The 24,569-nt window shown below is 61.3% G+C and carries 18 protein-coding genes and 2 pseudogenes; 17 read left to right on the forward strand and 3 right to left on the reverse strand.

Features of this window, described 5'->3' with window-relative positions:
- Positions 1–125: 125 nt before the first annotated feature.
- Both AB4N73_RS23500 and AB4N73_RS23505 read left to right on the forward strand, forming a co-directional pair.
- Positions 126–380, forward strand: a complete 255-nt coding sequence (locus AB4N73_RS23500; RefSeq protein ID WP_016772095.1) for a hypothetical protein — start codon at positions 126–128, stop codon at positions 378–380.
- A 29-nt stretch (positions 381–409) separates the two neighbouring features.
- Positions 410–979, forward strand: a complete 570-nt coding sequence (locus AB4N73_RS23505; RefSeq protein ID WP_016772094.1) for a lipocalin family protein — start codon at positions 410–412, stop codon at positions 977–979.
- A gap of 121 nt (positions 980–1,100) precedes the next feature.
- On the opposite strand, the gene AB4N73_RS23510 is transcribed toward AB4N73_RS23505, so the two are convergent.
- Complete coding sequence (locus AB4N73_RS23510; protein WP_460142604.1) at positions 1,101–2,465, reverse strand: formimidoylglutamate deiminase; 1,365 nt, start codon at positions 2,463–2,465, stop codon at positions 1,101–1,103.
- A gap of 146 nt (positions 2,466–2,611) precedes the next feature.
- Here AB4N73_RS23510 and hutC point away from each other — a divergent pair, with 146 nt between their 5' ends.
- From hutC to mdoH, 15 genes and pseudogenes are all read left to right on the forward strand, one after another.
- The gene (hutC, locus tag AB4N73_RS23515) at positions 2,612–3,322 is read left to right on the forward strand and encodes a histidine utilization repressor (RefSeq protein ID WP_252883865.1); all 711 of its coding nucleotides are present in this window, start codon (positions 2,612–2,614) and stop codon (positions 3,320–3,322) included.
- Positions 3,319–3,891 carry a HutD/Ves family protein gene (locus AB4N73_RS23520; RefSeq protein WP_460142605.1) on the forward strand — a complete coding sequence of 191 codons (573 nt, stop codon included), beginning with the start codon at positions 3,319–3,321 and terminating at the stop codon, positions 3,889–3,891. The genes hutC and AB4N73_RS23520 overlap by 4 nt, the downstream gene beginning before the upstream one ends.
- 477 nt (positions 3,892–4,368) lie before the next feature.
- A pseudogene (hutU, locus tag AB4N73_RS23525) lies at positions 4,369–6,058 on the forward strand (urocanate hydratase).
- A gap of 148 nt (positions 6,059–6,206) precedes the next feature.
- Positions 6,207–7,679 (forward strand): purine-cytosine permease family protein, encoded by a 1,473-nt coding sequence (locus tag AB4N73_RS23530; RefSeq protein ID WP_353188073.1) that lies wholly within the window; start codon positions 6,207–6,209, stop codon positions 7,677–7,679.
- A 71-nt stretch (positions 7,680–7,750) separates the two neighbouring features.
- Positions 7,751–8,719 (forward strand): ABC transporter substrate-binding protein, encoded by a 969-nt coding sequence (locus tag AB4N73_RS23535; protein WP_130887639.1) that lies wholly within the window; start codon positions 7,751–7,753, stop codon positions 8,717–8,719.
- A 70-nt stretch (positions 8,720–8,789) separates the two neighbouring features.
- The gene (locus tag AB4N73_RS23540) at positions 8,790–9,641 is read left to right on the forward strand and encodes an ABC transporter permease (RefSeq protein ID WP_016772087.1); all 852 of its coding nucleotides are present in this window, start codon (positions 8,790–8,792) and stop codon (positions 9,639–9,641) included.
- A complete protein-coding gene (locus tag AB4N73_RS23545) occupies positions 9,638–10,468 on the forward strand; it encodes a quaternary amine ABC transporter ATP-binding protein (RefSeq protein WP_016772086.1) in 831 nt (276 codons plus the stop codon). The genes AB4N73_RS23540 and AB4N73_RS23545 overlap by 4 nt, the downstream gene beginning before the upstream one ends.
- A 184-nt stretch (positions 10,469–10,652) precedes the next feature.
- Complete coding sequence (gene hutH / locus AB4N73_RS23550; RefSeq protein WP_460142606.1) at positions 10,653–12,176, forward strand: histidine ammonia-lyase; 1,524 nt, start codon at positions 10,653–10,655, stop codon at positions 12,174–12,176.
- Positions 12,177–12,292: 116 nt separating this feature from the next.
- Complete coding sequence (gene hutH / locus AB4N73_RS23555; RefSeq protein ID WP_460142607.1) at positions 12,293–13,825, forward strand: histidine ammonia-lyase; 1,533 nt, start codon at positions 12,293–12,295, stop codon at positions 13,823–13,825.
- A gap of 244 nt (positions 13,826–14,069) precedes the next feature.
- Complete coding sequence (gene hutI / locus AB4N73_RS23560; RefSeq protein WP_460142608.1) at positions 14,070–15,275, forward strand: imidazolonepropionase; 1,206 nt, start codon at positions 14,070–14,072, stop codon at positions 15,273–15,275.
- A gap of 10 nt (positions 15,276–15,285) precedes the next feature.
- Positions 15,286–16,089, forward strand: a complete 804-nt coding sequence (gene hutG, locus AB4N73_RS23565) for an N-formylglutamate deformylase (protein WP_460142609.1) — start codon at positions 15,286–15,288, stop codon at positions 16,087–16,089.
- Between the two features lie 241 nt (positions 16,090–16,330).
- Positions 16,331–17,302: a prolyl aminopeptidase gene (pip, locus tag AB4N73_RS23570; RefSeq protein ID WP_056787286.1), complete on the forward strand. Its 972-nt coding sequence runs from the start codon at positions 16,331–16,333 to the stop codon at positions 17,300–17,302.
- Positions 17,299–17,736: a D-aminoacyl-tRNA deacylase gene (gene dtd / locus AB4N73_RS23575; protein WP_252879282.1), complete on the forward strand. Its 438-nt coding sequence runs from the start codon at positions 17,299–17,301 to the stop codon at positions 17,734–17,736. Before pip ends, dtd begins: the two co-directional genes overlap by 4 nt.
- Positions 17,737–18,041: 305 nt before the next feature.
- On the forward strand, positions 18,042–19,823 hold the full coding sequence (locus tag AB4N73_RS23580; protein ID WP_252885174.1) for a glucan biosynthesis protein G: 1,782 nt from the start codon (positions 18,042–18,044) through the stop codon (positions 19,821–19,823).
- Positions 19,816–22,386, forward strand: coding sequence for a glucans biosynthesis glucosyltransferase MdoH (mdoH, locus tag AB4N73_RS23585; protein WP_056787293.1), 2,571 nt, complete (start codon positions 19,816–19,818; stop codon positions 22,384–22,386). The genes AB4N73_RS23580 and mdoH overlap by 8 nt, the downstream gene beginning before the upstream one ends.
- Before the next feature lie 253 nt (positions 22,387–22,639).
- On the opposite strand, the gene AB4N73_RS23590 is transcribed toward mdoH, so the two are convergent.
- The gene (locus tag AB4N73_RS23590; RefSeq protein WP_370695128.1) at positions 22,640–23,512 is read right to left on the reverse strand and encodes a methyl-accepting chemotaxis protein; all 873 of its coding nucleotides are present in this window, start codon (positions 23,510–23,512) and stop codon (positions 22,640–22,642) included.
- A pseudogene (locus AB4N73_RS23595) lies at positions 23,495–24,556 on the reverse strand (methyl-accepting chemotaxis protein); the annotation flags it as partial. The gene AB4N73_RS23590 and the pseudogene AB4N73_RS23595, both read right to left, overlap by 18 nt.
- Positions 24,557–24,569 lie beyond the last annotated feature (13 nt).

Below are 24,569 nucleotides of genomic sequence, written 5' to 3' on the forward strand. Positions count from 1 at the left end.
TTACCGACAAAAGCCGGACGGGCGGGCTGATAAATAGGCGTTCGGTCACGGAACCAGATGACACTTTTCTCTTCTAAGCTTCTGGTTGGCACCATGCCATCCCCCCTCGTTCCAGGAGTTTCACCATGTCGCTGCGATCTATCGCCCTGCTGTCGTTTTGCGTGCTGTTGGCCGCATGCAGCAAGGTCAATCAGGAAAACTACTCCAAGCTCTCGGCCGGCATGGCCAAGTCCGAAGTGGAAACCCTTCTCGGCAAGCCCACCGATTGCTCGGGCGCGCTCGGTATGTCCAGCTGCACCTGGGGCGACAAGAACAGCTTTATCAGCGTGCAATACGCCGGTGACAAAGTGCTGATGTTTTCCGGCCAAGGCCTGAAGTAAACCGGGGCTTCGCGCCCACGGAGAAAAAAATGAAGCGGTTATTGCTGATCCTTTTTGCTGGCCTGGTACTGGCTGGCTGCGCCACTTCCGGCGTCGACCCGTTGGCGCCCAAGACCGTCAACAGCGTCAATCTCAAGCGTTATCAGGGCACCTGGTATGAACTGGCACGCTTGCCGATGTACTTCCAGCGCCACTGCGCGCAATCCGAAGCCCATTACACCCTCAAGCCTGACGGTAATGTCGGCGTGCTCAACCGTTGCCTGACTCCGGAGTGGCAGTGGGAAGAAGCCAAGGGCACGGCTTATCCACAAGTGCCGGGCAAGACCGACAAGCTCTGGGTCGAATTCGATAACTGGTTCTCGCGCCTGGTGCCGGGTGTGGCGAAGGGCGAGTACTGGGTGTTGTATGTCAGCGACGATTACAAGACCGCCATCGTCGGCGATCCGAGTCGCAAGTACTTGTGGCTGCTGTCACGCACACCGACCGTCAACGGTGTAGTGCGTGAAGAATTGCTGAGCAAGGCGCGTCAGCAGGGTTACGACACCACGCGCCTGATCTGGCGGGCGTCGGATCGGCAGATGGCCAAGACATCCAATTAAGCCGCTATACAAATCAAATGTGGGGGCGAGCCTGCTCGCGAAGAGGGTGTATCAGTCGATATGAATGTTGACTGATACAGCGCTTTCGCGAGCAGGCTCGCTCCCACAGTTTGGTTTTGGGTCAGCCCAAGAGATCACGCAGGACCTGGGTGAAAGCTCGGGCGCTTTGCTCTTCGCCGGCATGCCGTCCATCGCGCACCACCCACTGACCATTGACCAGCACATCGCGCACTTGGCGATCGCCGCCGGCGAACAACCAGCGATTGAGAATCCCGTCTCCCGCAGCCGTCGCCAGATACGGATCGCTGCCATCCAGGACAATCCAGTCCGCGCGCTTGCCCACTTCCAGCGCGCCGATCGGCTGCCCCAGTGCCTGTGCACCGCCGTCCAGCGCCGCGTCATACAGGGTGCGACCGACCATCGGCTGCTGCGCGCCATACAAGCGATTGCGCCGCTGGTCACGCAGACGCTGGCCATATTCCAGCCAGCGCAATTCTTCCACCACGCTCAGCGACACATGGCTGTCGGAGCCAATGCCCATGCGCCCGCCCTGGGCAAGAAAATCCACCGCCGGGAAAATTCCGTCACCCAGATTCGCTTCAGTGGTCAGGCACAGCCCGGCGATCGCGCGACTGTTGGCCATCAGCGTGACTTCTTGCGGATTGGCGTGGGTTGCGTGGACCAGACACCAGCGCTGATCGACTTCAGTGTTCTCGTACAGCCATTGCAGCGGACGACGACCGCTCCAGCTCAGGCAATCGTCGACTTCCTTTTGCTGTTCGGCGATGTGTATGTGCACCGGGCATTGTTTGTCACTGACCGCCAACACTTCGCTGATTTGTTGTGGCGTCACCGCCCGCAGCGAGTGGAAACACAGGCCCAGCGATTGCGCCTTTTGCTGCGCCAGTAATGGCTGCAACCGCGCTTGCAGATTCAGATAGTTTTCAGTGCTGTTGATAAAGCGACGCTGGCCATCGTTTGGCGTCTGCCCGCCGAATCCGGAATGACTGTAGAGCACTGGCAGCAGGGTCAGACCGATGCCGCTTTCGCTGGCGGCCTGGCTGATACGCAAAGCCAGTTCGGCAGGATCGGCATACGGCTGGCCGTTGCTGTCGTGGTGCACGTAGTGAAATTCGGCGACCGAGGTGTAACCGGCCTTGAGCATTTCGATGTACAGCTGACGGGCGATGATGCCGAGCTGATCCGGGTTGATTTTTCCGACGAGGCGATACATCAGATCGCGCCAGGTCCAGAAACTGTCGTTGGGGTTGCCGGCCACTTCGGCCAGTCCAGCCATGGCACGCTGGAAGGCGTGGGAGTGCAGATTGGGCATCCCCGGCAGCAACGGCCCGCGCAGCCGCTCGGCTTCGTCTGCGCTGGAATCGGCCTGGATTCGGGTCAGCAGGCCATCGGCGCTGACCTCGAGACGTACATTGTTGGCCCATCCGTTAGGCAGCAGTGCGCGTTCGGCAAAGAAGGCGGACATCGTTCGGCACCCCATCGTGTGTTATTTGTATATACATATACAGACGTTTGCCTGCCCGGTAAACTCCGGCAAGCTAGTCACTTTCATCCAATGAACAGGGATCAACCGTGCCGACTCCGCCTCCAGTTTCTCCGTTGGCCGCGAACATGGGCGACAGTCCGGCGCCTTTGTACGCCCGCGTCAAACAGATGATCACCCAGCAGATCGACAGCGGTAACTGGCCGCCGCACTACCGCGTGCCGTCCGAAAGCGAGCTGGTCAGCCAGCTCGGCTTCAGCCGCATGACCATCAACCGCGCCCTGCGCGAGATGACCGCCGACGGCCTGCTGGTGCGCATGCAAGGCGTGGGCACGTTTGTCGCCGAACCGAAGAGCCAGTCCGCGCTGTTCGAAGTGCACAACATTGCCGACGAAATCGCCTCGCGCGGGCATCGCCACACCTGTCAGGTCATCACCCTCGAAGAAGAGGCCGCCGGTTCCGAGCGCGCGCTGGCGCTGGACATGCGCGAAGGCCAGAAAGTCTTCCACTCACTGATCGTGCATTACGAAAATGACGTCCCGGTGCAAATCGAAGACCGTTTCGTCAACGCCCTGGTCGCGCCGGAATACCTCAAGCAGGACTTCACCCTGCAAACGCCCTATGCCTATCTCAATCAGGTCGCGCCGCTGACCGAGGGCGAGCACGTGGTCGAAGCCATCCTTGCCGAGCCGTCGGAGTGCAAGTTGCTGCAGATCGAAAAGGGTGAACCGTGCCTGCTGATTCGTCGGCGTACGTGGTCGGGGCGTCAACCGGTGACGGCGGCACGTTTGATCCACCCCGGTTCCCGCCATCGTCTGGAAGGGCGCTTTCATAAATGAATTATCAAGTGAAGGTTCTACGCGCCGAAGGCTACCCGCGCATGCCGTGGAAAAACGGCGGCGGCAGCACCGAGGAAATCACCCGTGATGCCGGCGCTGGCCTGGACGGTTTCGGCTGGCGCCTGTCAATTGCCGACATCACCGAATCGGGCGGTTTCTCGACATTCGCCGGTTACCAGCGAGTGATCACCGTGTTGCAGGGCGACGGCATGACCCTGTGCGTCGACGGTGATGCTACCCGCCCACTGTTACCGCTGGACCCGTTTGCTTTCAGCGGCGAAAGTCAGGTGTCCTGCACCTTGCTCGGCGGTGCGATTCGCGACTTCAATCTGATCTACGCGCCGCAACGTTACAGCGCGCGATTGCAGTGGCTGGACGGTGAGCAGCGGTTTTTCAGCTCGGCATCGACGCTGCTGGTGTTCAGTGTCAGTGAGCGGATGGACGTGAGTGTTGGCGACGGCGTTTCGCAGCTCGGTCGGCATGATTGCCTGCAGCTGGACGGCAACAGTGGGCTGGTCGAAGTCTCTACCAACGCCGCATGCTGCGTGATCGAACTCCTCCACAACTGAACACACCCCTGTGGCGAGGGGATTTATCCCCGCTGGGTCGCGAAGCGGCCCCATTCCTGATTTAAAAAAGCGGTCTGCTGCGCAGCCCAGCGGGGATAAATCTCCTCGCCACAAAAGCCATCCCCACTCTTGTTTCCCTTCCGCGCACCAACTTGTTACCGAACGCCCCAGCGTGGCGCAAAACCACGCTGTCGTAGCCAATCCCAACCTCCCCAAAATAACTGCGAAGAAAATTTCATTCACGCCAGAACCCTCGATTCAGGCGCTCTCCAGCCCTACCCCTGATTTTTCCTGAACACTCCTCCAGCAAGTTGGCCGCTTGATTGCATATGCTTGTATGTACAAGTAAAGACGTATGCGTATGAGTCGTCCGAGACTCTCCGCAGCGTCCACTGATTCGCTTGTCGCGCAGCACAGCGCGCAGGCTGCTGCCCACTGCCAGGGTTGGTTTGAATTGATCGCTGAGGAGTCTTTTTCGTGACTGACAATACCCAGAACAGCAACAAGTTTCGTGACGTGCAGATTCGCGCCGCACGCGGTAACACGCTGACCGCCAAGAGCTGGCTGACCGAAGCGCCGCTGCGCATGTTGATGAACAATCTCGACCCGGAAGTCGCCGAGAACCCGAAAGAGCTGGTGGTCTATGGTGGCATCGGCCGCGCTGCGCGGAACTGGGAGTGCTACGACAAGATCGTTGAAAGCCTGACTAATCTGAACGACGACGAAACCCTGCTGGTGCAATCGGGCAAGCCGGTCGGCGTATTCAAGACTCATAGCAACGCGCCGCGCGTGCTGATCGCCAACTCCAACCTGGTGCCGCACTGGGCGAGCTGGGAACACTTCAACGAACTCGACGCCAAAGGCCTGGCCATGTACGGCCAGATGACCGCCGGCAGCTGGATCTACATCGGCAGCCAGGGCATCGTTCAGGGCACCTATGAAACCTTCGTCGAAGCCGGGCGCCAGCATTACAACGCTGACCTCAAGGGCCGCTGGGTGCTCACCGCCGGCCTCGGTGGCATGGGCGGCGCGCAACCGCTGGCCGCCACCCTGGCCGGCGCCTGCTCGCTGAACATCGAATGCCAGCAGGTCAGCATCGATTTCCGCCTGAAGAGCCGTTACGTCGATGAGCAAGCCAAAGACCTCGACGACGCTTTAGCGCGTATCGACAAATACACCAAAGAAGGCAAAGCGATTTCCATCGCTCTGCTCGGCAACGCGGCGGAAATCCTGCCGGAACTGGTCAAGCGTGGCGTGCGCCCGGACATGGTCACCGACCAGACCAGCGCCCACGATCCGCTCAACGGTTACCTGCCGGCCGGCTGGAGCTGGGACGAATACCGCGCCCGCGCCAAGACCGAACCGGCCGCTGTGATCAAAGCCGCCAAGCAGTCGATGGCGGTGCACGTCAAAGCCATGCTGGAGTTCCAGAAGCAAGGCATTCCGACCTTCGACTACGGCAACAACATCCGTCAGATGGCTCAGGAAGAAGGCGTCGAAAACGCTTTCGATTTCCCGGGCTTCGTGCCGGCCTACATCCGTCCGCTGTTCTGCCGTGGCATCGGCCCGTTCCGTTGGGCGGCGCTGTCGGGTGATCCACAGGACATCTACAAAACCGACGCCAAGGTCAAAGAGCTGATCCCCGACGACGCGCATTTGCACAACTGGCTGGACATGGCCCGCGAGCGCATCAGCTTCCGAGGGTCTGCCGGCACGTATCTGCTGGGTCGGTCTGGGCCAGCGCGCCAAGCTCGGTCTGGCCTTCAACGAAATGGTCCGTAGCGGTGAGCTGTCGGCCCCGGTGGTGATCGGTCGCGACCACCTCGACTCCGGCTCGGTGGCCAGCCCCAACCGCGAAACCGAATCGATGCAGGACGGCTCCGACGCCGTCTCCGATTGGCCGTTGCTCAACGCGCTGCTGAACACCGCCAGCGGCGCGACCTGGGTGTCTTTGCACCACGGCGGCGGTGTCGGCATGGGCTTCTCGCAACATTCGGGGATGGTGATCGTCTGCGACGGTACCGATGAAGCCGCCGAGCGCATCGCTCGCGTGCTGCACAACGACCCGGCTACCGGCGTCATGCGTCATGCGGATGCCGGTTACCAGATCGCCATCGACTGCGCGAAAGAGCAGGGGCTGAATCTGCCGATGATCACTGGCGGGTAACACGCTCTGGTTTTATGTGGGAGCGAGCCTGCTCGCGAAGGCGTCGTGTCAGTCGCTACTGCTGTGCCTGATACACCGATTCGCGAGCAGGCTCGCTCCCACAGAGGAATTTCAGTGAACCCGAATAGCAATCCACAGAGGTTGAATCATGGCGGTTAACAACGAACGTGCAGGCAGTACTCCGTTGATCGAAAGGCGTTCGATCGACTACATCCCGGAAGCGGAAAGACACGGTCGTCTGTTCAGTCAGTTCACCCTGTGGATGGGCGCCAACCTGCAGATCACTGCGATCGTCACCGGGGCCTTGGCCGTGGTGCTTGGCGGTGATGTTTTCTGGTCGTTGATCGGTCTGCTGATCGGCCAATTGCTCGGCGGTGGTGTGATGGCGCTGCATGCCGCGCAAGGGCCGAAACTGGGCTTGCCGCAGATGATCTCCAGTCGTGTGCAATTCGGCGTTTATGGCGCGGCGATTCCGATCGTGCTGGTGTGCCTGATGTACCTCGGCTTCACCGCCACCGGAACGGTGCTGTCCGGGCAGGCGCTGGGCCAGTTGTTCGGTGTCAGCGACAGTGTAGGCATCCTGATTTTCGCCAGCGTCATCGTGCTGGTCACGGTGCTTGGCTACCGGGTAATCCACTGGATCGGCCGCGTCGCCAGCTTGATTGGCGTGATCGCTTTCGTGTTCCTGTTCTGGCGGCTGATGAGCCAGACCGACGTCGGTGCGCTCCTGCAGATTCGTCATTTCAGCTGGAGCAGTTTCCTCTTGGCGGTGTCGCTGGCGGCGTCCTGGCAGATCGCTTTCGGCCCGTATGTAGCTGACTACTCGCGTTACCTGCCGAGCGCCACTTCATCGGTGAAAACCTTTTTCGCCGCTGGCGCAGGTTCGGTGATCGGCGCGCAGGTGGCGATGATCCTCGGCGTGTTTGCCGCCGCGTCGGCCAACGGTCAATTCGCTGGCCATGAAGTCGCCTACATCGTCGGCCTCGGCGGTACCGGCGCCACTGCCGCGCTGCTGTATTTCAGTATCGCGTTCGGCAAGGTGACCATCTCGACGCTGAACTCCTACGGCAGCTTCATGTGCATCGCGACCATCATCAGTGGTTTCAAAGGCCATCTGACGGTGACCCGGATGCAGCGGCTGGTGTTTGTGCTGGTGATCGTCGGCGCCGCTACTCTGATCGCGCTGCTCGGTCAGCACTCGTTCCTCGGTGCGTTCAAGTCTTTCATCCTGTTCCTGCTCGCCTTCTTCACCCCGTGGAGCGCGATCAACCTGGTCGACTACTACTGCATCACCCGCGAGCGCTACGACGTGCCGGCGCTGGCCGACCCGAATGGGCGCTACGGTCGCTGGAACCTGCTCGGCATCAGCGTCTATGTGTTCGGTGTGCTGGTGCAGTTGCCGTTCATCTCCACCAAGTTCTATACCGGGCCGCTGGTGGCCGCCCTCGGTGATGTGGACATTTCCTGGATCATCGGCCTGGTTCTCCCGGCTGCCGTCTATTACTTCTGCGCAAAGAAATGGCACAGCACCGTGCCCGATCGCCTGATTCTGCCGGTCGAGCAGAACAGCACCCAACAAGCAAAAACGAGCGGGGCCGGTCGCGCTGCGGCGCAGGCCTGATCTGGACGTGGACCAGGCTGGATGCCTCTTGAACTGCCGTAAGCCCATTCATGATTAGGAGCGTCACGACAATGAAATCGAACAAGACCCTGCTGACCACATTGCTGTCCATGGGCCTGTTGGCCAGTGCCGGTGCGACGCAAGCCGCCGGCTGGTGCGAATCGGGCAAACCGGTGAAATTCGCCGGGCTGAACTGGGAGAGCGGCATGCTCCTGACCGACGTGCTGCAAGTGGTGCTGGAGAAAGGTTACGGCTGCAAGACCGACAGCCTGCCGGGCAATTCCATCACCATGGAAAACGCCCTGAGCAGCAACGACATTCAAGTGTTCGCCGAAGAGTGGGTCGGCCGTAGCGAGGTCTGGAACAAGGCCGAGAAGGCCGGCAAGGTCATCGGTGTCGGCGCGCCAGTGGTGGGTGCTGTCGAAGGCTGGTACGTGCCGCGTTACGTGATCGAAGGCGACGCCAAGCGCAAGCTCGAGGCGAAGGCCCCGGACCTGAAAAACATCGCTGATCTGGGCAAGTATTCCGCCGTGTTCAAGGATGCCGAAGAGCCGTCCAAGGGCCGCTTCTATAACTGCCCGGCCGGTTGGACCTGCGAGCTCGACAACAGCGAAATGCTCAAGAGTTATGGCCTGGAAAACAGTTACACCAACTTCCGCCCAGGCACAGGACCTGCGCTGGATGCGGCGGTGCTGTCGAGCTACAAGCGTGGCGAGCCGATCCTCTTCTACTACTGGTCGCCAACGCCGCTGATGGGCCAGATCGATGCAGTCAAACTGGAAGAGAAACCCGGCGTCGACAAGACCGTGAGCATCAAGGTCGGCCTGTCGAAAACCTTCCACGACGAAGCCCCGGAACTGGTCGCCGTGCTGGAAAAGGTCAACCTGCCGATCGACCTGCTCAATCAGAACCTCGGCCGCATGGCCAAGGAACGCATCGAGTCGGCAAAACTGGCGAAAATCTTCCTCAAGGAACATCCTGAAGTCTGGCACGCATGGGTGAGCGACGACGCAGCCAAGAAAATCGACGCGGCCTTGTAGGTCAGGTTTCCCCGGCTGCCAGCCACGGCAGCCGGACGCTTGATCGCAACCCCTTGATTGAGAGTCCCTTATGTTTCCCGAAAGCTTTACCTTTTCCATCGCCGACTGGGTCAACGGTTGGGTCGATTCGCTGGTGACCAACTACGGCGACGTGTTCCGGCATATCTCCGACACGCTGTTGTGGGCCATCGTCAGTCTCGAAGGTTTGCTGCGTGCGGCGCCGTGGTGGTTGATGCTGGCAATCGTCGGTGTCATCGCCTGGCACGCCACGCGCAAAGTCGTGACCACCGCCGTGATTGTCGGTCTGTTGTTTCTGGTGGGCGCGGTCGGCCTCTGGGACAAACTCATGCAGACCCTGGCGCTGATGATGGTCGCGACGATCATTTCGGTGCTGATCGGCATCCCGCTGGGGATTCTCTCGGCACGCAGCAATCGTCTGCGTTCGGTGCTGATGCCGCTGCTCGACATCATGCAGACCATGCCGAGTTTCGTTTACCTGATTCCGGTGCTGATGCTGTTCGGCCTGGGCAAGGTGCCGGCGATTTTCGCCACGGTGATCTACGCCGCGCCCCCGCTGATTCGCCTGACCGACCTTGGTATTCGCCAGGTCGACGGCGAAGTCATGGAAGCGATCAATGCCTTCGGCGCCAACCGCTGGCAGCAACTGTTCGGCGTGCAACTGCCGCTGGCCCTGCCGAGCATCATGGCCGGGATCAACCAGACCACGATGATGGCCCTGTCGATGGTGGTGATCGCCTCAATGATCGGCGCCCGCGGCCTCGGTGAAGACGTGCTGGTGGGGATTCAGACCCTTAACGTCGGCCGAGGTCTCGAAGCCGGGCTGGCGATCGTGATTCTCGCGGTGGTCATCGACCGCATTACTCAAGCGTACGGTCGGCCACGCCACGAGGTGAGCAAATGAGCAACGCAAGCGTGAGCAAGATCGAAGTGCGCAACGTCTTCAAGATTTTCGGCAACCGCGCCAAGGATGCGCTGGCCATGGTCGGCCAGGGCAAGAGCAAGGACCAGGTGCTCAACGAAACCGGTTGCGTGGTCGGCGTTAATGACTTGTCGCTAAGTATCGGCACTGGCGAAATCTTCGTGATCATGGGCCTGTCCGGCTCGGGCAAATCCACCCTGGTGCGCCACTTCAATCGCCTGATCGATCCTACCAGCGGGGCGATTCTGGTCGATGGCGAGGACATCCTGCAGTACGACATGGACGCCCTGCGCGAATTTCGCCGACACAAGATCAGCATGGTGTTCCAGAGCTTCGGCCTGCTGCCGCACAAAACCGTGCTCGATAACGTCGCCTACGGCCTGAAAGTGCGCGGCGAGAGCAAGCAGGTCTGCGCCGAACGCGCGCTGCACTGGATCAACACCGTCGGTCTAAAAGGCTACGAAAACAAATACCCGCACCAGCTCTCCGGCGGCATGCGTCAGCGCGTCGGCCTCGCCCGTGCATTGGCGGCGGACACCGACATCATCCTCATGGATGAAGCATTCAGTGCGCTGGATCCGTTGATCCGCGCCGAGATGCAGGACCAGTTGCTGGAACTGCAAAAGACCCTGCACAAAACCATCGTCTTCATCACCCACGACCTCGACGAAGCCGTGCGCATCGGCAATCGCATCGCGATTCTCAAGGATGGCCGGTTGATCCAGGTGGGCACGCCAAGAGAGATCCTGCACTCGCCGGCGGATGAGTATGTCGACCGGTTCGTACAGCGGCGCGCGGCGGTGGTCTGAGACTGAGTGGCCGTTGTGGCGAGGGGATTTATCCCCGTTGGGTGGCGAAGCCGCCCCAAACCATGCCACCAAATCTGTCAGGCAGACCGCTGTGACAGGTTTTGCGACTGCTTCGCAGCCGAACGGGGATAAATCCCCTCGCCACAGGGTTACTTGCATCAACAGAATTGGTATGAGGTTTTAGATGTCCCGGGCTGAAAAAATCGTTATCACAGGCAGCCCTCTGCGTTGGCAGGACGTGGTCGCCGTTGCCCGGCACGGTGCGCCACTGGAACTGTCCAGCGAAACCTGGGCGCGCCTCGATAACGCTCAGGCCATCGTCCAGCGCATCGTCGCCAGCGGCGAGCGCGCCTATGGCGTCAACACCGGTCTGGGCGGTCTGTCCAACGTCTCGCTGCAGGACGAACAGCTCAGCCAACTCTCGCGCAACACCTTGCTCAGCCATGCCTGCGGTGTCGGCCCGGTGCTCAGCGACGAGCAGACCCGCGCAATCATCTGCGCTGCGATCCACAACTACAGCCACGGCAAGTCAGGCCTGCATCGGCGTGTGGTCGAAGGGCTGCTGGCGCTGCTCAATCGCGGCATCACCCCGCAGGTGCCGTCGCAGGGTTCGGTGGGTTACCTGACGCACATGGCGCACATCGGCATCGCGCTGCTCGGCGTTGGCAATGTCAGTTATCGCGGGCAGATCATTTCGGCGCAACAGGCGCTGGCCGAAGAGGGCCTGCAACCTGTGCAGCTCGGCGCGAAGGATGGCTTGTGTCTGGTCAACGGCACGCCCTGCATGACCGGCCTCAGTTGCCTGGCGATTGCCGATGCTACGCGGCTGTTGCAATGGGCCGATGTCATTGGTGCGATGAGTTTCGAAGCCCAGCGCGGCCAGATCGATGCCTTCGATGCCGAGATCATTGCGCTCAAGCCGCATCCAGGCATGCAGCAGGTCGGCGAAAATCTGCGCGCATTACTCGATGGCAGCGAAGTGATCGCCGCAAGCAAAGGCGTTCGCACTCAGGACGCGCTGAGCATCCGCTCGATCCCGCAGGTGCATGGCGCCGCGCGTGATCAATTGGAGCACGCAATCAAACAGGTGGAAGCCGAACTCAACGGCTGCACCGACAACCCGTTACTGCTCGGCACACCGGACAATTTCCGGGTGATGTCGCAGGCCAACCCGCACGGTCAATCCGTGGCGATGGCGGCGGATCTGCTGGCGATTGCCATGGCCGAAATCGGCTCGATTGCCGAGCGCCGTCTGGACCGTTTGGTCAATCCGCACGTCAGCGGTCTGCCGGCGTTTCTGGTGGCCAATCCCGGGGTCAACTCGGGGATGATGATCGTGCAATACGTCGCCGCCTCGCTGTGTGCGGAAAACCGTCAATTGGCGCAACCGGCGGTACTCGACAACTACATCACCTCGGGCCTGCAGGAAGATCACCTGAGCATGGGCACCAACGCCGCGCTGAAGCTGCATCGCGCGCTGGAAAACTGCACGCAGATCCTCGCGATTGAATACCTGCTGGCGGCGCAGGCGTTTGAATTCCTCAAGGAACAGCGCTTTGGCGTGGGCACTGACCGCGCGTGGAAACTGCTGCGCGAAACGGTCCCCGCCTACGATCAGGATCGCTGGCTGGCGCCGGATATCGCTGCCGCTGCGACCGTGCTGAAAGACCCGAATCTGCCGCACAACGTTCTACCGAATTTGCACTGACAACTACCCATACCAGCGTGCCAAGGCGTGGATCGTTCACAAGACGAGAAACGACGGATAACGGAATGCTCCGGAGCGACTGGTAGTTAATAACAATGCCTGACAGGAGCATTTTAATGACTGCGCTGAATCTGATCCCCGGCCAACTGAGCCTGGCCCAACTGCGTGACGTCTATCAGAACCCGGTCACACTGACCCTCGACAACAGCGCCAGCGCGCAGATCGAGGCCAGCGTCGCCTGCGTCGAACAGATCCTCGCCGAGAACCGCACCGCCTACGGCATCAACACCGGTTTCGGCCTGCTGGCCTCGACGCGCATCGCCAGCGAAGACCTGGAGAACCTGCAGCGTTCGCTGGTGCTCTCGCACGCTGCCGGCGTCGGCCAGCCGATCAGCGATGACCTTGTGCGACTGATCATGGTGCTCAAGGTCAACAGTCTCAGCCGTGGTTTTTCCGGCATCCGTCGGCAGGTGATCGATGCGCTGATCGCGCTGATCAATGCCGAGGTCTATCCGCACATTCCGCTGAAAGGTTCGGTCGGTGCGTCGGGGGATCTGGCGCCGTTGGCGCACATGTCGCTGGTGCTGCTGGGCGAGGGCAAGGCGCGCTACAAGGGCGAATGGCTTGAAGCCACCGAAGCACTGAAAGTCGCAGGCCTGGCGCCGCTGACTTTAGCGGCTAAAGAAGGTCTGGCGCTGCTCAACGGTACTCAGGTTTCCACGGCGTTTGCCCTGCGCGGTTTGTTCGAAGGCGAAGATCTGTTTGCCGGTGCAGTGGCGCTGGGCAGTCTCACCGTAGAAGCCGTGCTTGGTTCGCGCTCGCCGTTCGACGCGCGCATTCATGCCGCACGTGGGCAGAGAGGGCAGATCGATGCCGCTGCGGCCTACCGCGATCTGCTCGGTGAGCGCAGCGAAGTCTCCGCCTCGCATCAGAACTGCGACAAGGTCCAGGACCCGTACTCGCTGCGCTGCCAGCCGCAAGTCATGGGTGCCTGCCTGACCCAGTTCCGCCAGGCCGCTGAAGTGCTGGCGGTCGAAGCCAACGCGGTTTCCGACAACCCCTTGGTATTCGCCGCTGAAGGCGACGTGATTTCCGGCGGCAACTTCCACGCCGAACCGGTGGCCATGGCCGCTGACAACATGGCCCTGGCCATCGCTGAAATCGGCTCGCTGAGCGAACGCCGCATCTCGCTGATGATGGACAAGCACATGTCGCAACTGCCGCCGTTCCTCGTCGCTAACGGTGGTGTGAACTCCGGCTTCATGATCGCGCAAGTAACTGCGGCAGCACTGGCCAGCGAAAACAAGGCATTGTCCCATCCGCATTCGGTGGACAGCCTGCCGACCTCGGCCAACCAGGAAGACCACGTGTCGATGGCCCCGGCCGCCGGCAAGCGCCTGTGGGAAATGGCTGAGAACACTCGCGGCATTCTCGCCGTGGAATGGCTGGCGGCGGCGCAGGGGCTGGATCTGCGTAACGGCCTGAAGACTTCGCCGAAGCTGGAACAGGCGCGGGCGATCTTGCGCAAGGAAGTGCCGTTCTATGAGAAGGACCGCTTCTTTGCGCCGGACATCAATGCGGCGACTGAATTGCTGGCGTCGCGGTGCTTGACCCAGCTTGTCGCTGGGCAGTTGTTGCCTAGTTTGTAAGCGCTTTACGGGGAGATTTGTATTGTTAGTGAAATCGCTCCCCCTCACCCCAGCCCTCTCCCCCAAGGGGGAGAGGGGGAAGGGAGCCGATCTTCATTGTTTTCGCAACGTGAGTTCGGCTGAGAAATTTCAGGTCGGCATATCTCGACGGAACAACACGGTCAGTCCCCTCTCCCTCTGGGAGAGGGCTAGGGTGAGGGGCTTTTGAGGCTGCTCACCATACAAACCCAAACGGAGGCCAACAGTGAAAACCCTCTGGCAACACTGCTACGTCGCAACCATGGCCAACGGCGCCTATTCGATCATCGAGGATGCCGCGATCGTGACGTCCGGCACGCTGATCGAGTGGATCGGCCCGCGCACTCAATTGCCGTCCGGCGAATACCCGGCGGTCAATGATTTGCAGGGTGCGTGGGTCACCCCCGGTCTGATCGACTGCCACACCCACACCGTGTTCGGCGGCAACCGCAGCGGCGAATTCGAGCAGCGTCTGCAAGGCGTCAGCTATGCCGAGATCGCCGCGCAGGGCGGGGGCATCGCCAGCACGGTGCGCGCCACCCGTGAAGCGAGCGAAGACGAGTTGTTCGCCAGCGCCGCCAAACGCCTGAAAAGCTTGATGCGCGACGGCGTGACCACGGTGGAAATGAAATCCGGCTACGGTCTCGATCTGGCCAATGAGCGCAAGCTGCTGCGGGTCATCCGGCGCCTGGCCGAAGAGCTGCCGATCAGCGTCCGCAGCACTTGCCTGGCGGCGCACGCGTTGCCGCCGGAGTACAAGGATCGCGCCGACGAATACATCGATCTGGTGTGCGAGCAGATGCTCCCGGCCCTTGCCGCCGAAGGTCTGGTCGACGCCGTGGATGCGTTCTGCGAATACCTGGCATTCTCGCCGGAGCAGGTCGAGCGGGTCTTCGTCGCCGCGCAACAACTCGGACTGCCGGTGAAGCTGCACGCCGAGCAATTGTCCTCGCTGCACGGCTCCAGCCTCGCCGCACGCTACAAAGCCTTGTCCGCCGATCACCTGGAGTTCATGGACGAGGACGACGCGATCGCCATGGCCGCTGCCGACACCGTCGCCGTGCTGCTACCCGGCGCGTTCTATTTCCTGCGCGAAACCCAGTTGCCGCCGATGGAAGCGCTGCGCAAGCACAAGGTGAAGATCGCCATCGCCAGCGACCTCAACCCCGGCACCTCGCCGGCGCTGTCGTTGCGTCTGATGCTGAACATGGCCTGCACCTGTTTCCGCATGACCCCGGAAGAAGCTCTGGCCGGGGCGACCATCCATGCCGCGCAGGCGATGGGCATGGCGCAGACCCATGGCTCGCTGGAGGTCGGCAAGGTCGCTGATTTCGTGGCGTGGGACATCGAGCGTCCAGCGGATCTGGCCTATTGGCTCGGTGGCGATCTGGACAAGCGCGTCGTGCGTCACGGCGTCGAATCGAATTTCTAGGAGGGCGGTTGTGGACAAGGTTCTGAGTTTCAAACAAGGCCGCGTGCCGCTGCTGATCAGCATGCCCCATGCGGGTGTGCGTCTGACCCCAACGGTCGAGGCCGGGCTGATCCCCGCTGCGAGAAGCCTGCCGGACACCGACTGGCATATTCCGCTGCTCTACGATTTTGCCGAGGAACTGGGCGCCAGCACCCTGGCTGCCGAGTATTCGCGTTTCGTCATCGACCTCAACCGGCCGTCCGACGACAAGCCGTTGTATGCCGGGGCGACCACCGGGTTGTATCCGGCGACGTTGTTCGACGGCATTCCGTTGTTTCAGGAAGGTCTGGAACCGTCGAAAGAGGAACGCGCAACATACCTGGAGCAGATCTGGACGCCGTATCACCGCACCTTGCAGGAGGAACTGGCGCGACTGAAAGCCGAATTCGGCTACGCGCTGTTGTTCGATGCGCACTCGATCCGCTCGATCATCCCGCACCTGTTCGAGGGCAAACTGCCGGACTTCAACCTTGGCACGTTCAATGGCGCCAGTTGTGATCCGCAATTGGCCAGTCAGCTGGAAACGATTTGCGCGGGGCACGAACAGTTCACCCATGTGCTCAATGGCCGCTTCAAGGGCGGACACATCACCCGCCAGTACGGCGCCCCGGCGCAGGACATCCACGCCGTGCAGCTGGAACTGTGCCAGTCCACCTACATGGAAGAGTTCGAACCGTTCCGCTACCGCGCCGACCTGGCCGAGCCGACGCGGGTGGTGCTCAGGGAATTGCTGCAGGGCTATCTGGCCTGGGCAAAATCTCACTACAGCGCCTAACCCCTGTGGGAGCGAGCCTGCTCGCGAAGGCATCCGTTCAGCCGACAACCAGGCTGAATGACACACCGCGTTCGCGAGCAGGCTCGCTCCCACAGGATCGCGTTCAGCCCGTGAGGGTGATGGCTGACAAACGGTGACAGCGCACAGGCATGCTCATTGACGCAAATCGGGTTTATGATGCCCAACGGCAGAATAATACGAGTCCCCCCAGGGATGACCTCGACCCCTTACGGAGCGCGCAATGCAGACTTTGTTTCCGCAGATCAAACCCCACGCCCGGCACGATCTGGCTGTCGATGACACCCATACACTGTACGTCGATGAAAGCGGCTCGCCGGAAGGATTGCCGGTCGTATTCATCCACGGTGGCCCCGGCGCCGGCTGCGACGCCCAGAGCCGACGCTATTTCGATCCGAATCTGTATCGCATCGTCACCTTCGACCAGCGCGGCTGCGGTCGCTCCACCCCGCACGCCAGCCTGGAAAACAACACCACCTGGGATCTGGTGGAAGACCTTGAGCGCATCCGCAAACACCTGGGCATTGAAAAATGGGTGCTGTTCGGCGGCTCGTGGGGTTCGACCCTGGCGCTGGCCTACGCGCAAACCCACCCGGAGCGGGTCCATGGTCTGATTCTGCGCGGGATTTTCCTCTGCCGTCCGCAGGAAATCGAATGGTTCTATCAGGCCGGCGCCAGCCGTCTATTCCCGGATTACTGGCAGGACTACATCGCGCCGATCCCGCTGGACGAGCGCGACGACCTGCTCAGTGCTTTCCACAAACGCCTGACCGGCAACGACCAGATCGCCCAGATGCATGCAGCGAAGGCGTGGTCGACCTGGGAAGGGCGTACCGCGACCCTGCGGCCGAACCCGCTGGTGGTCGATCGTTTCTCCGAGCCGCAGCGCGCGCTGTCGATCGCGCGGATCGAATGCCACTACTTCACCAACAACGCCTTCCTTGAGCCGAACCAGCTGATCCGCGACATGGGCAAGATCGCTCATCTGCCCGGCGTGATCATTCACGGTCGCTACGACGTGATCTGCCCGCTCGACAACGCCTGGGAATTGCACCAGGCCTGGCCGAACAGCGAATTGCAGGTGATCCGCGACGCCGGCCACGCTGCGTCCGAGCCGGGCATCACCGATGCGCTGGTGCGCGCGGCGAGCAAAATGGCCCAGCGCCTGCTCGACTTGCCACTCGAAGAAGCATGAAGGCGCTGTTACAACGCGTAAGCGGCGCGCGGGTAGAGGTCGCCGGCGAGATAGTCGGCGCAATCGATCAGGGTTTGCTCGTGCTGGTCGCGGTAGAACCCGACGATACGCGTACCAGCGCCGACAAACTTCTGCATAAGCTGCTTAACTATCGAGTATTCAGTGACGCCCAGGGCAAGATGAATCTGTCCCTGGCGGATGTGGGTGGCGGGTTGCTGCTGGTCTCTCAGTTCACCCTCGCCGCCGATACCAAAAGCGGCCTGCGCCCGAGCTTTTCCACGGCCGCACCGCCGGCACTGGGTGAGGAATTGTTCGACTATTTATTGAGCCAGGCGAAACAGGTGCATGGCACTGTGGCATCAGGTAGATTCGGCGCCGATATGCAGGTGCACCTGGTCAACGATGGCCCGGTTACCTTTTTGTTACAGACCTGACAGTGCCTGAAACACCTTTTTCGGAAATTTCGACTGTTTTTAGGCTGTTTTCGCGATAAATACTTTGTTACCCCTGATGCGTTGTCATCCGGGCTACTAGATAATCGCGCGCTGCGGGGATCGACATTCGTTGATCCGTTTTGACTTAGGTAGAGACTTGTCTGGATCCGATTGGGGAATCATTTTGCCCCGGCGGAGTCGGAACAATGCTCGCCAACCTGGCATAAAGATAGCTGGCCGTTGGTTTATTGATCTGTTTTCGGCGAGGGTTGCTCGTGATTGTTAGTCCCTGTAATGCAGCAAAAATGTCTGCCAAACGCATGCGAAGTGCTCTGGTAGCGGGTTCGGCGCTCCTGTGCCTGCTCAGCGCCGGTCAGCTTTGGGCGTTCAATCTTGACGACGTATCGGCCAAGGCCAAAGAGCTGGCCGGGCAGAAGTTCGAAGCCCCGCGCAGCAACCTGCCGAACGAATTCCGCGAAATGAAGTTCGCGGACTACCAGAAGATCCGCTTCCTCACCGAAAAGGCTGAGTGGGCCGATCAGAAGACGCCGTTCAAGCTCTCCTTCTATCACCAGGGTATGCACTTCGATACACCGGTGAAAATCAACGAAATCACCACCAATACCGTCTCGGAGATCAAATACGATCCGAGCCGCTTCGATTTCGGCGATCTGAAATTCGATCCGAAAGCCACCGAGCAACTGGGTTACGCCGGTTTCCGTGTGCTGTACCCGATCAACAAGGCCGACAAGCAAGACGAGATCATGACCATGCTCGGCGCGAGCTACTTCCGCGTCGTCGGCAAGGGCCACACCTATGGTCTGTCGGCCCGTGGTCTGGCGATCGATACCGCGCTGCCGTCGGGTGAAGAGTTCCCGCGTTTCCGCGAGTTCTGGATTCAGCAGCCCAAGCCGGGCGACAAGCACCTGGTGATCTTTGCTCTGCTCGACTCGCCGCGTGCCACTGGTGCCTACCGTTTGATCCTGCGTCCGGGCAGCGACACCATCGTCGACGTCAAGGCGCAGATGTTCCTGCGTGACAAGGTCGGCAAACTGGGCATCGCGCCGCTGACCAGCATGTTCCTGTTCGGCGCCAACCAGCCGTCGAAAGTCCTCAACTACCGTCGTGAACTGCACGACTCCAGCGGTCTGTCGATCCATGCCGGCAACGGCGAGTGGATCTGGCGCCCACTGAACAACCCGAAACATCTGGCTGTGAGCAACTTCAGCGTCGAGAACCCGCGTGGTTTCGGTCTGCTGCAGCGTGGCCGTGATTTCAGCCACTACGAAGACCTCGACGACCGCTACGACAAGCGCCCAAGTGCCTGGATCGAGCCGAAGGGCGAGTGGGGCAAGGGCACTGTCGATCTGGTAGAGATTCCGACCGCAGACGAAACCAACGACAACATCGTTGCGTTCTGGAGCCCGGAAAAAATGCCGGAGCCAGGCCAGCCGCTGGACTTCGCCTACCGCATGCACTGGACCATGGACGAAGCAGCACTCCATGCGCCGGACAGCGCCTGGGTGGCGCAGACCCTGCGTTCGACCGGTGACGTCAAGCAATCGAACCTGATCCGTCAGCCCGACGGCAGCGTTGCCTATCTGGTCGACTTCGAAGGCCCGTCGCTGGCGGCCCTGACGCCGGATGCCGACGTGCGCAGTCAGGTCAGCGTCGGCGACAATGCCGAACTGGTCGAGAACAGCGTGCGCTACAACCCGGAAACCAAGGGCTGGCGCCTGACCCTGCGGATGAAGATCAAGGATCCGAGCAAAGCGACCGAGATGCGCGCCGCCCTGGTTCAGCCAGTGGTCACCGCGGATCTGGGCAAATCGGTGCCGGCGTCCAACTCGTCGGTCGCCAAGGCTGACAAGGTTGCTGCCAAACAACAGGAAAAACTCGACAAGGAAGCCAAGGCCGCCGAAGCCAAACAGGCTGAAGCCAAGCCTGCAACCGACGCCAAGGACAAGGCCAACAAAGACGCCAAGCAGCCAGTCGCTGCCGACGCGGCCCCTGCCACACCGGAATCGGCGCCGACTGAAGAAGTCCTGACCGAGACCTGGAGCTATCAGTTGCCTGCCGATGAGTAATTCACCAGTACAGCCAGAGACTCTGTCCGAGTATCTGGCGCATCTGCCGATGACCGACGAGCAACGCGCGGAACTCGCGGGTTGCCAGTCGTTCAGCGAGCTGCATGAACGCCTGTCGTCCTCGACCTTCGACGCCCCTGCCGAAGCCGCCCAGGCTTCGGTGGGCAAGCGTCTGACCCTGAGCACTGCCGAAGAACTGGCTGAAGCGGAGATGCTGGTGCTCGATGCCAGCGGTCGGGTCAGCCTCAAGGCGACCCCGCCGATCCGCCGCACCAAGGTCGTGCCGGAGCCATGGCGCACCAATATCCTGGTGCGTGGCTGGCGCCGTCTGACCGGTCGCACCAACCCGCCGCAGCCGCCGAAGGACGCCAATGTCCTGCCGGCCGCGCGCTGGCGCACCGTCGGTTCGATCCGCCGCTACATCCTGTTGCTGCTGATGCTCGGCCAGACCATCGTTGCCGGCTGGTACATGAAAGGCATCATGCCGTACCAAGGCTGGTCGTTCGTCGATCTGGAAGAAGTCCTGCATCAGCCGCTGCTGCAAACTGCCACGCAAGTGCTGCCGTATGCGCTGCAAACCAGCATCCTGATTCTGTTCGGGATTCTGTTCTGCTGGGTCTCGGCCGGTTTCTGGACCGCGCTGATGGGCTTCCTCGAGCTGCTTACTGGCCACGATAAATACCGTATCTCCGGGAAAAGCGCCGGTAATGAGCCGATTCCGAAAGATGCGCGTACTGCGCTGGTGATGCCGATCTGCAACGAAGACGTGCCGCGTGTATTCGCCGGTCTGCGTGCGACGTTCGAATCGGTCGCCGCCACCGGTGATCTGGATCGCTTCGACTTCTTCGTCCTCAGCGACAGTAACGACACCGATATCTGCGTCGCCGAGCAACAGGCCTGGCTGGATGTCTGCCGCGAAGCCAAGGGCTTCGGCAAGATCTTCTATCGCCGTCGTCGCCGTCGTGTGAAGCGCAAGAGCGGCAACCTCGACGACTTCTGCCGTCGTTGGGGCGGTGACTACAAGTACATGGTCGTGCTCGACGCCGACTCGGTGATGAGCGGTGAGTGCCTGACCAGTCTGGTGCGCTTGATGGAAGCCACGCCGGACGCCGGGATCATCCAGACCGCGCCGCGTGCGTCGGGCATGGACACCCTGTATGCGCGCATGCAGCAGTTCGCCACCCGTGTGTACGGCCCGCTGTTTACCGCCGGTCTGCACTTCTGGCAGTTGGGTGAATCCCACTACTGGGGTCACAACGCGATCATCCGCATGAAGCCGTTCATCGACCACTGCGCTCTGGCGCCGTTGCCGGGCAAAGGCGCGTTCTCCGGTGCAATCCTTTCCCACGACTTCGTCGAAGCTGCGCTGATGCGCCGTGCCGGTTGGGGCGTGTGGATTGCCTACGACCTGCCGGGCAGTTACGAAGAGCTGCCGCCGAACCTGCTCGACGAGCTCAAGCGTGACCGTCGCTGGTGCCACGGCAACCTGATGAACTTCCGCCTGTTCCTGGTCAAGGGCATGCACCCGGTGCACCGCGCGGTGTTCCTGACCGGCGTGATGTCCTACCTGTCGGCGCCGTTGTGGTTCTTCTTCCTGGTGTTGTCGACCGCGCTGCTGGCGGTGAACACGCTGATGGAGCCGCAGTACTTCCTCGAACCGCGCCAGCTCTATCCGCTGTGGCCACAATGGCACCCGGACAAGGCCATCGCGCTGTTCTCGACGACCATCGTGCTGCTGTTCCTGCCGAAGCTGTTGAGCATCATCCTGATCTGGGCCAAGGGCGCGAAAGAGTTCGGCGGCAAGTTCAAGGTGACTCTGTCGATGCTCCTGGAGATGCTGTTCTCCATGCTGCTGGCGCCGGTGCGGATGATTTTCCACACCCGCTTCGTCCTCGCCGCGTTCCTCGGTTGGGCCGCGACCTGGAACTCGCCGCAGCGTGACGACGACTCGACGCCATGGAGCGAAGCGGTCAAGCGCCACGGTCCGCAGACGTTGCTGGGCTTCTTGTGGGCGCTGCTGGTGATCTGGTTGAACCCGAGCTTCCTCTGGTGGCTGGTGCCGATCGTCGGTTCGCTGATGCTGTCGATCCCGGTCTCGGTGATCTCCAGCCGTGTCGGCCTTGGTCTGAAGACCCGTGACGAGAGCCTGTTCCTCATCCCTGAGGAATACAATCCGCCACAGGCCTTGCTGGCAACCGATCAGTACACCCACGAAAACCGCTATCACGCCCTCAACGACGGCTTCGTCCGCGCCGTGGTCGATCCACAGCAGAACGCCCTGGCGTGCTCGCTGGCGACCTCGCGTCACGGCCAGGCCGAGCCGATCGAGTGGCTGCGTCAGGAACGTGTGCGACACGCGATCAAGGTCGGCCCGGCCGGGCTGAACAACCATGATCGTCTGCAACTGCTCAGCGACCCTGTCGCACTGGCACGCCTGCACGAGCAGGTCTGGGCCGAAGGGCTTGCCGAGTGGCTCGATGCTTGGCGCGCTTCGGTGAAAGCCGATCCGCATGCGCCGTTGCTGCCGCTGCGACCGGTGAGCCTGCAGGCTCAGCCGGCCTGATAAAAGAACCCCGCTGATTCAGCGGGGTTTTTTTATGTCCGCTGTTGAGCTGCGAACAAACACCGATCAAACCTAAAACCAGTGCAAAGCATCCGTCGCCGAATTGGCGCGCCCGTTAACTACGACGCGCAAACCGCGCCGCTGCCTTCGCGAGCAGGCTCGCTCCCACCTTGGAATGCGTTTCCCTGTGGGAGCGAGCCTGCTCGCGAATGGCATCACCTCGGTTTCAGGCAAACCGGGGTTGTGCATCAACTCAGACTTTGAAACGGCCTACCAGCATCTGCAGATGCGTGCCCAGTCGCGCCAATTCAACGCTGGATGCGGCAGTCTCCTCGCTCGCCGCCGAGGTCTGATCGGACACATCGCGCACGTTCAGCACGCTGCGGTTGATCTCTTCGGCCACGGCGCTCTGCTGCTCGGCAGCGGCGGCGATCTGCTGGTTCATCGCCTGGATCGCCGAGACGGTGCGGGTGATGCTCTCCAGTGAGCCACCGGCACGCCGGGTCAGTTCGACGCTGCTGTCGGTGAGGCTGCGGCTGTTGTCCATGATCGTCGCCACTTGCTGGGTACCGTTTTGCAGGCCGACGATCAGCTCTTCGATCTCTTCGGTGGACTTCTGCGTGCGCTGGGCAAGGCTGCGCACTTCATCGGCAACCACGGCGAAACCACGCCCGGCTTCCCCGGCACGGGCCGCTTCGATGGCAGCGTTGAGGGCCAACAGGTTGGTTTGTTGGGCAACAGACTTGATCACGTCGAGGACGCTGCCGATCTTGTCGCTTTCACGCTTGAGCTCGCCCATGGCTTCAGTGGAGTGACCCACCTCGATTGCCAGACGCTCGATCTGGGCGATGGCTTCGCCGACGACCTTGTCGCCTTCACGGGCCTGTTGGTCAGCGGCGACAGCGGCCTCTGAGGCTTCTTCAGCGTTGCGTGCGACTTCCTGCACGGTGGCGGCCATTTCGTTCATGGCGGTGGCGACCTGATCGGTCTCCACCTTCTGATTGTTGACCCCGGCGCTGGTCTGCTCGGTCACCGCCGAAAGTTCTTCAGCGGCGCTGGCGATCTGCGTGACGCCGTCGCTGATGCCACCGATCAACTCGCGCAGGCCCTGGGTCATGCTTTGCATCGAGCGCTGTAACTGGCCGAGTTCGTCGCGACGCAGGGAAACCAGGTTGTGGGTCAGGTCACCGGCGGCCACGCGCTCGGCCACTTTCAGAGTCTGGGTCAGCGGAATGATGATTTGTCGGGTGATCGCCCAAGCGGCAATCAGACCGAAGGCCAGCGCCAGCGCAGTAGCGATAAGCAGCATGTTCTTGGCGTGGGCGGCATCGGTGTCGCGCACCACGGTTTGCGATTCGGTGAGCTTTTTGCTCGCCGCGATCAGGATGTCGCCCTGAGCCGACATGTTGGCCAGTGCGGCGGCGTTCTTGACCTGTGAATCACGGAACTGAGCGACAGCGGCGCGGTAAGCCTTGAGCGAGTCGGTGGCCTGCTGCAGGTTGGCGATGTGCTGCTCTGGCACGCGGGTCGGCAGGCTTTCGAGGTTTTTCAGGGCGTTGTCGATGGCGGTCAGCGCCGGTTGCTCGGCATCGGCCTTGCCGCTGTAGGTGTAGCCGCGCACCTGATAGCGCGCCTGCTGCAACAGTTTGCTCAGCTCGATGACAGCGTTGTACTGCGCAACGCTGTCGCCTTGCAGCAGCGCACTTTCGACTTCGCCGACCTTGGCCACAGCATTGTCAGCGTTGGCGCCAAGCTTGCTGCGCGCATCTTCACGGTGCACGGTGGCCTGGGTCATTTCGCCGAAAGCGCGTTTGTATTCGGCAACCGCAGCCAGTTGCTGGTCGACCATCGCCACATCGGACGGCTGCTCGATCATGCCGCGTGCCGACTGCAAACCGCTTTCGAGTTTGCTGAGCAATTCATTGACCGCGCCCGGACCCTGTTCACCACGACGCATGTCGTAGTCCATGCGCGCCAGGCGCAGGTCTTTGGTCAGCTCATTGAGGCTGGAAATGAAGCCGAGCTTGTCGCCACGGCTGATGATGCCGCTCATGCCGGTCCAGCCGGTGAACGTGATCAACAGCGTCAGCAACAGCACCAGGCCGAAACCGATGCCCAGCTTGCGTTTGACGCTGACGTTTCCAAGACTCTCGGCTAACCAACGGTACATGCGACCACTCCCT

The sequence above is a fragment of the Pseudomonas sp. S3_B08 genome (genome assembly GCF_054667725.1).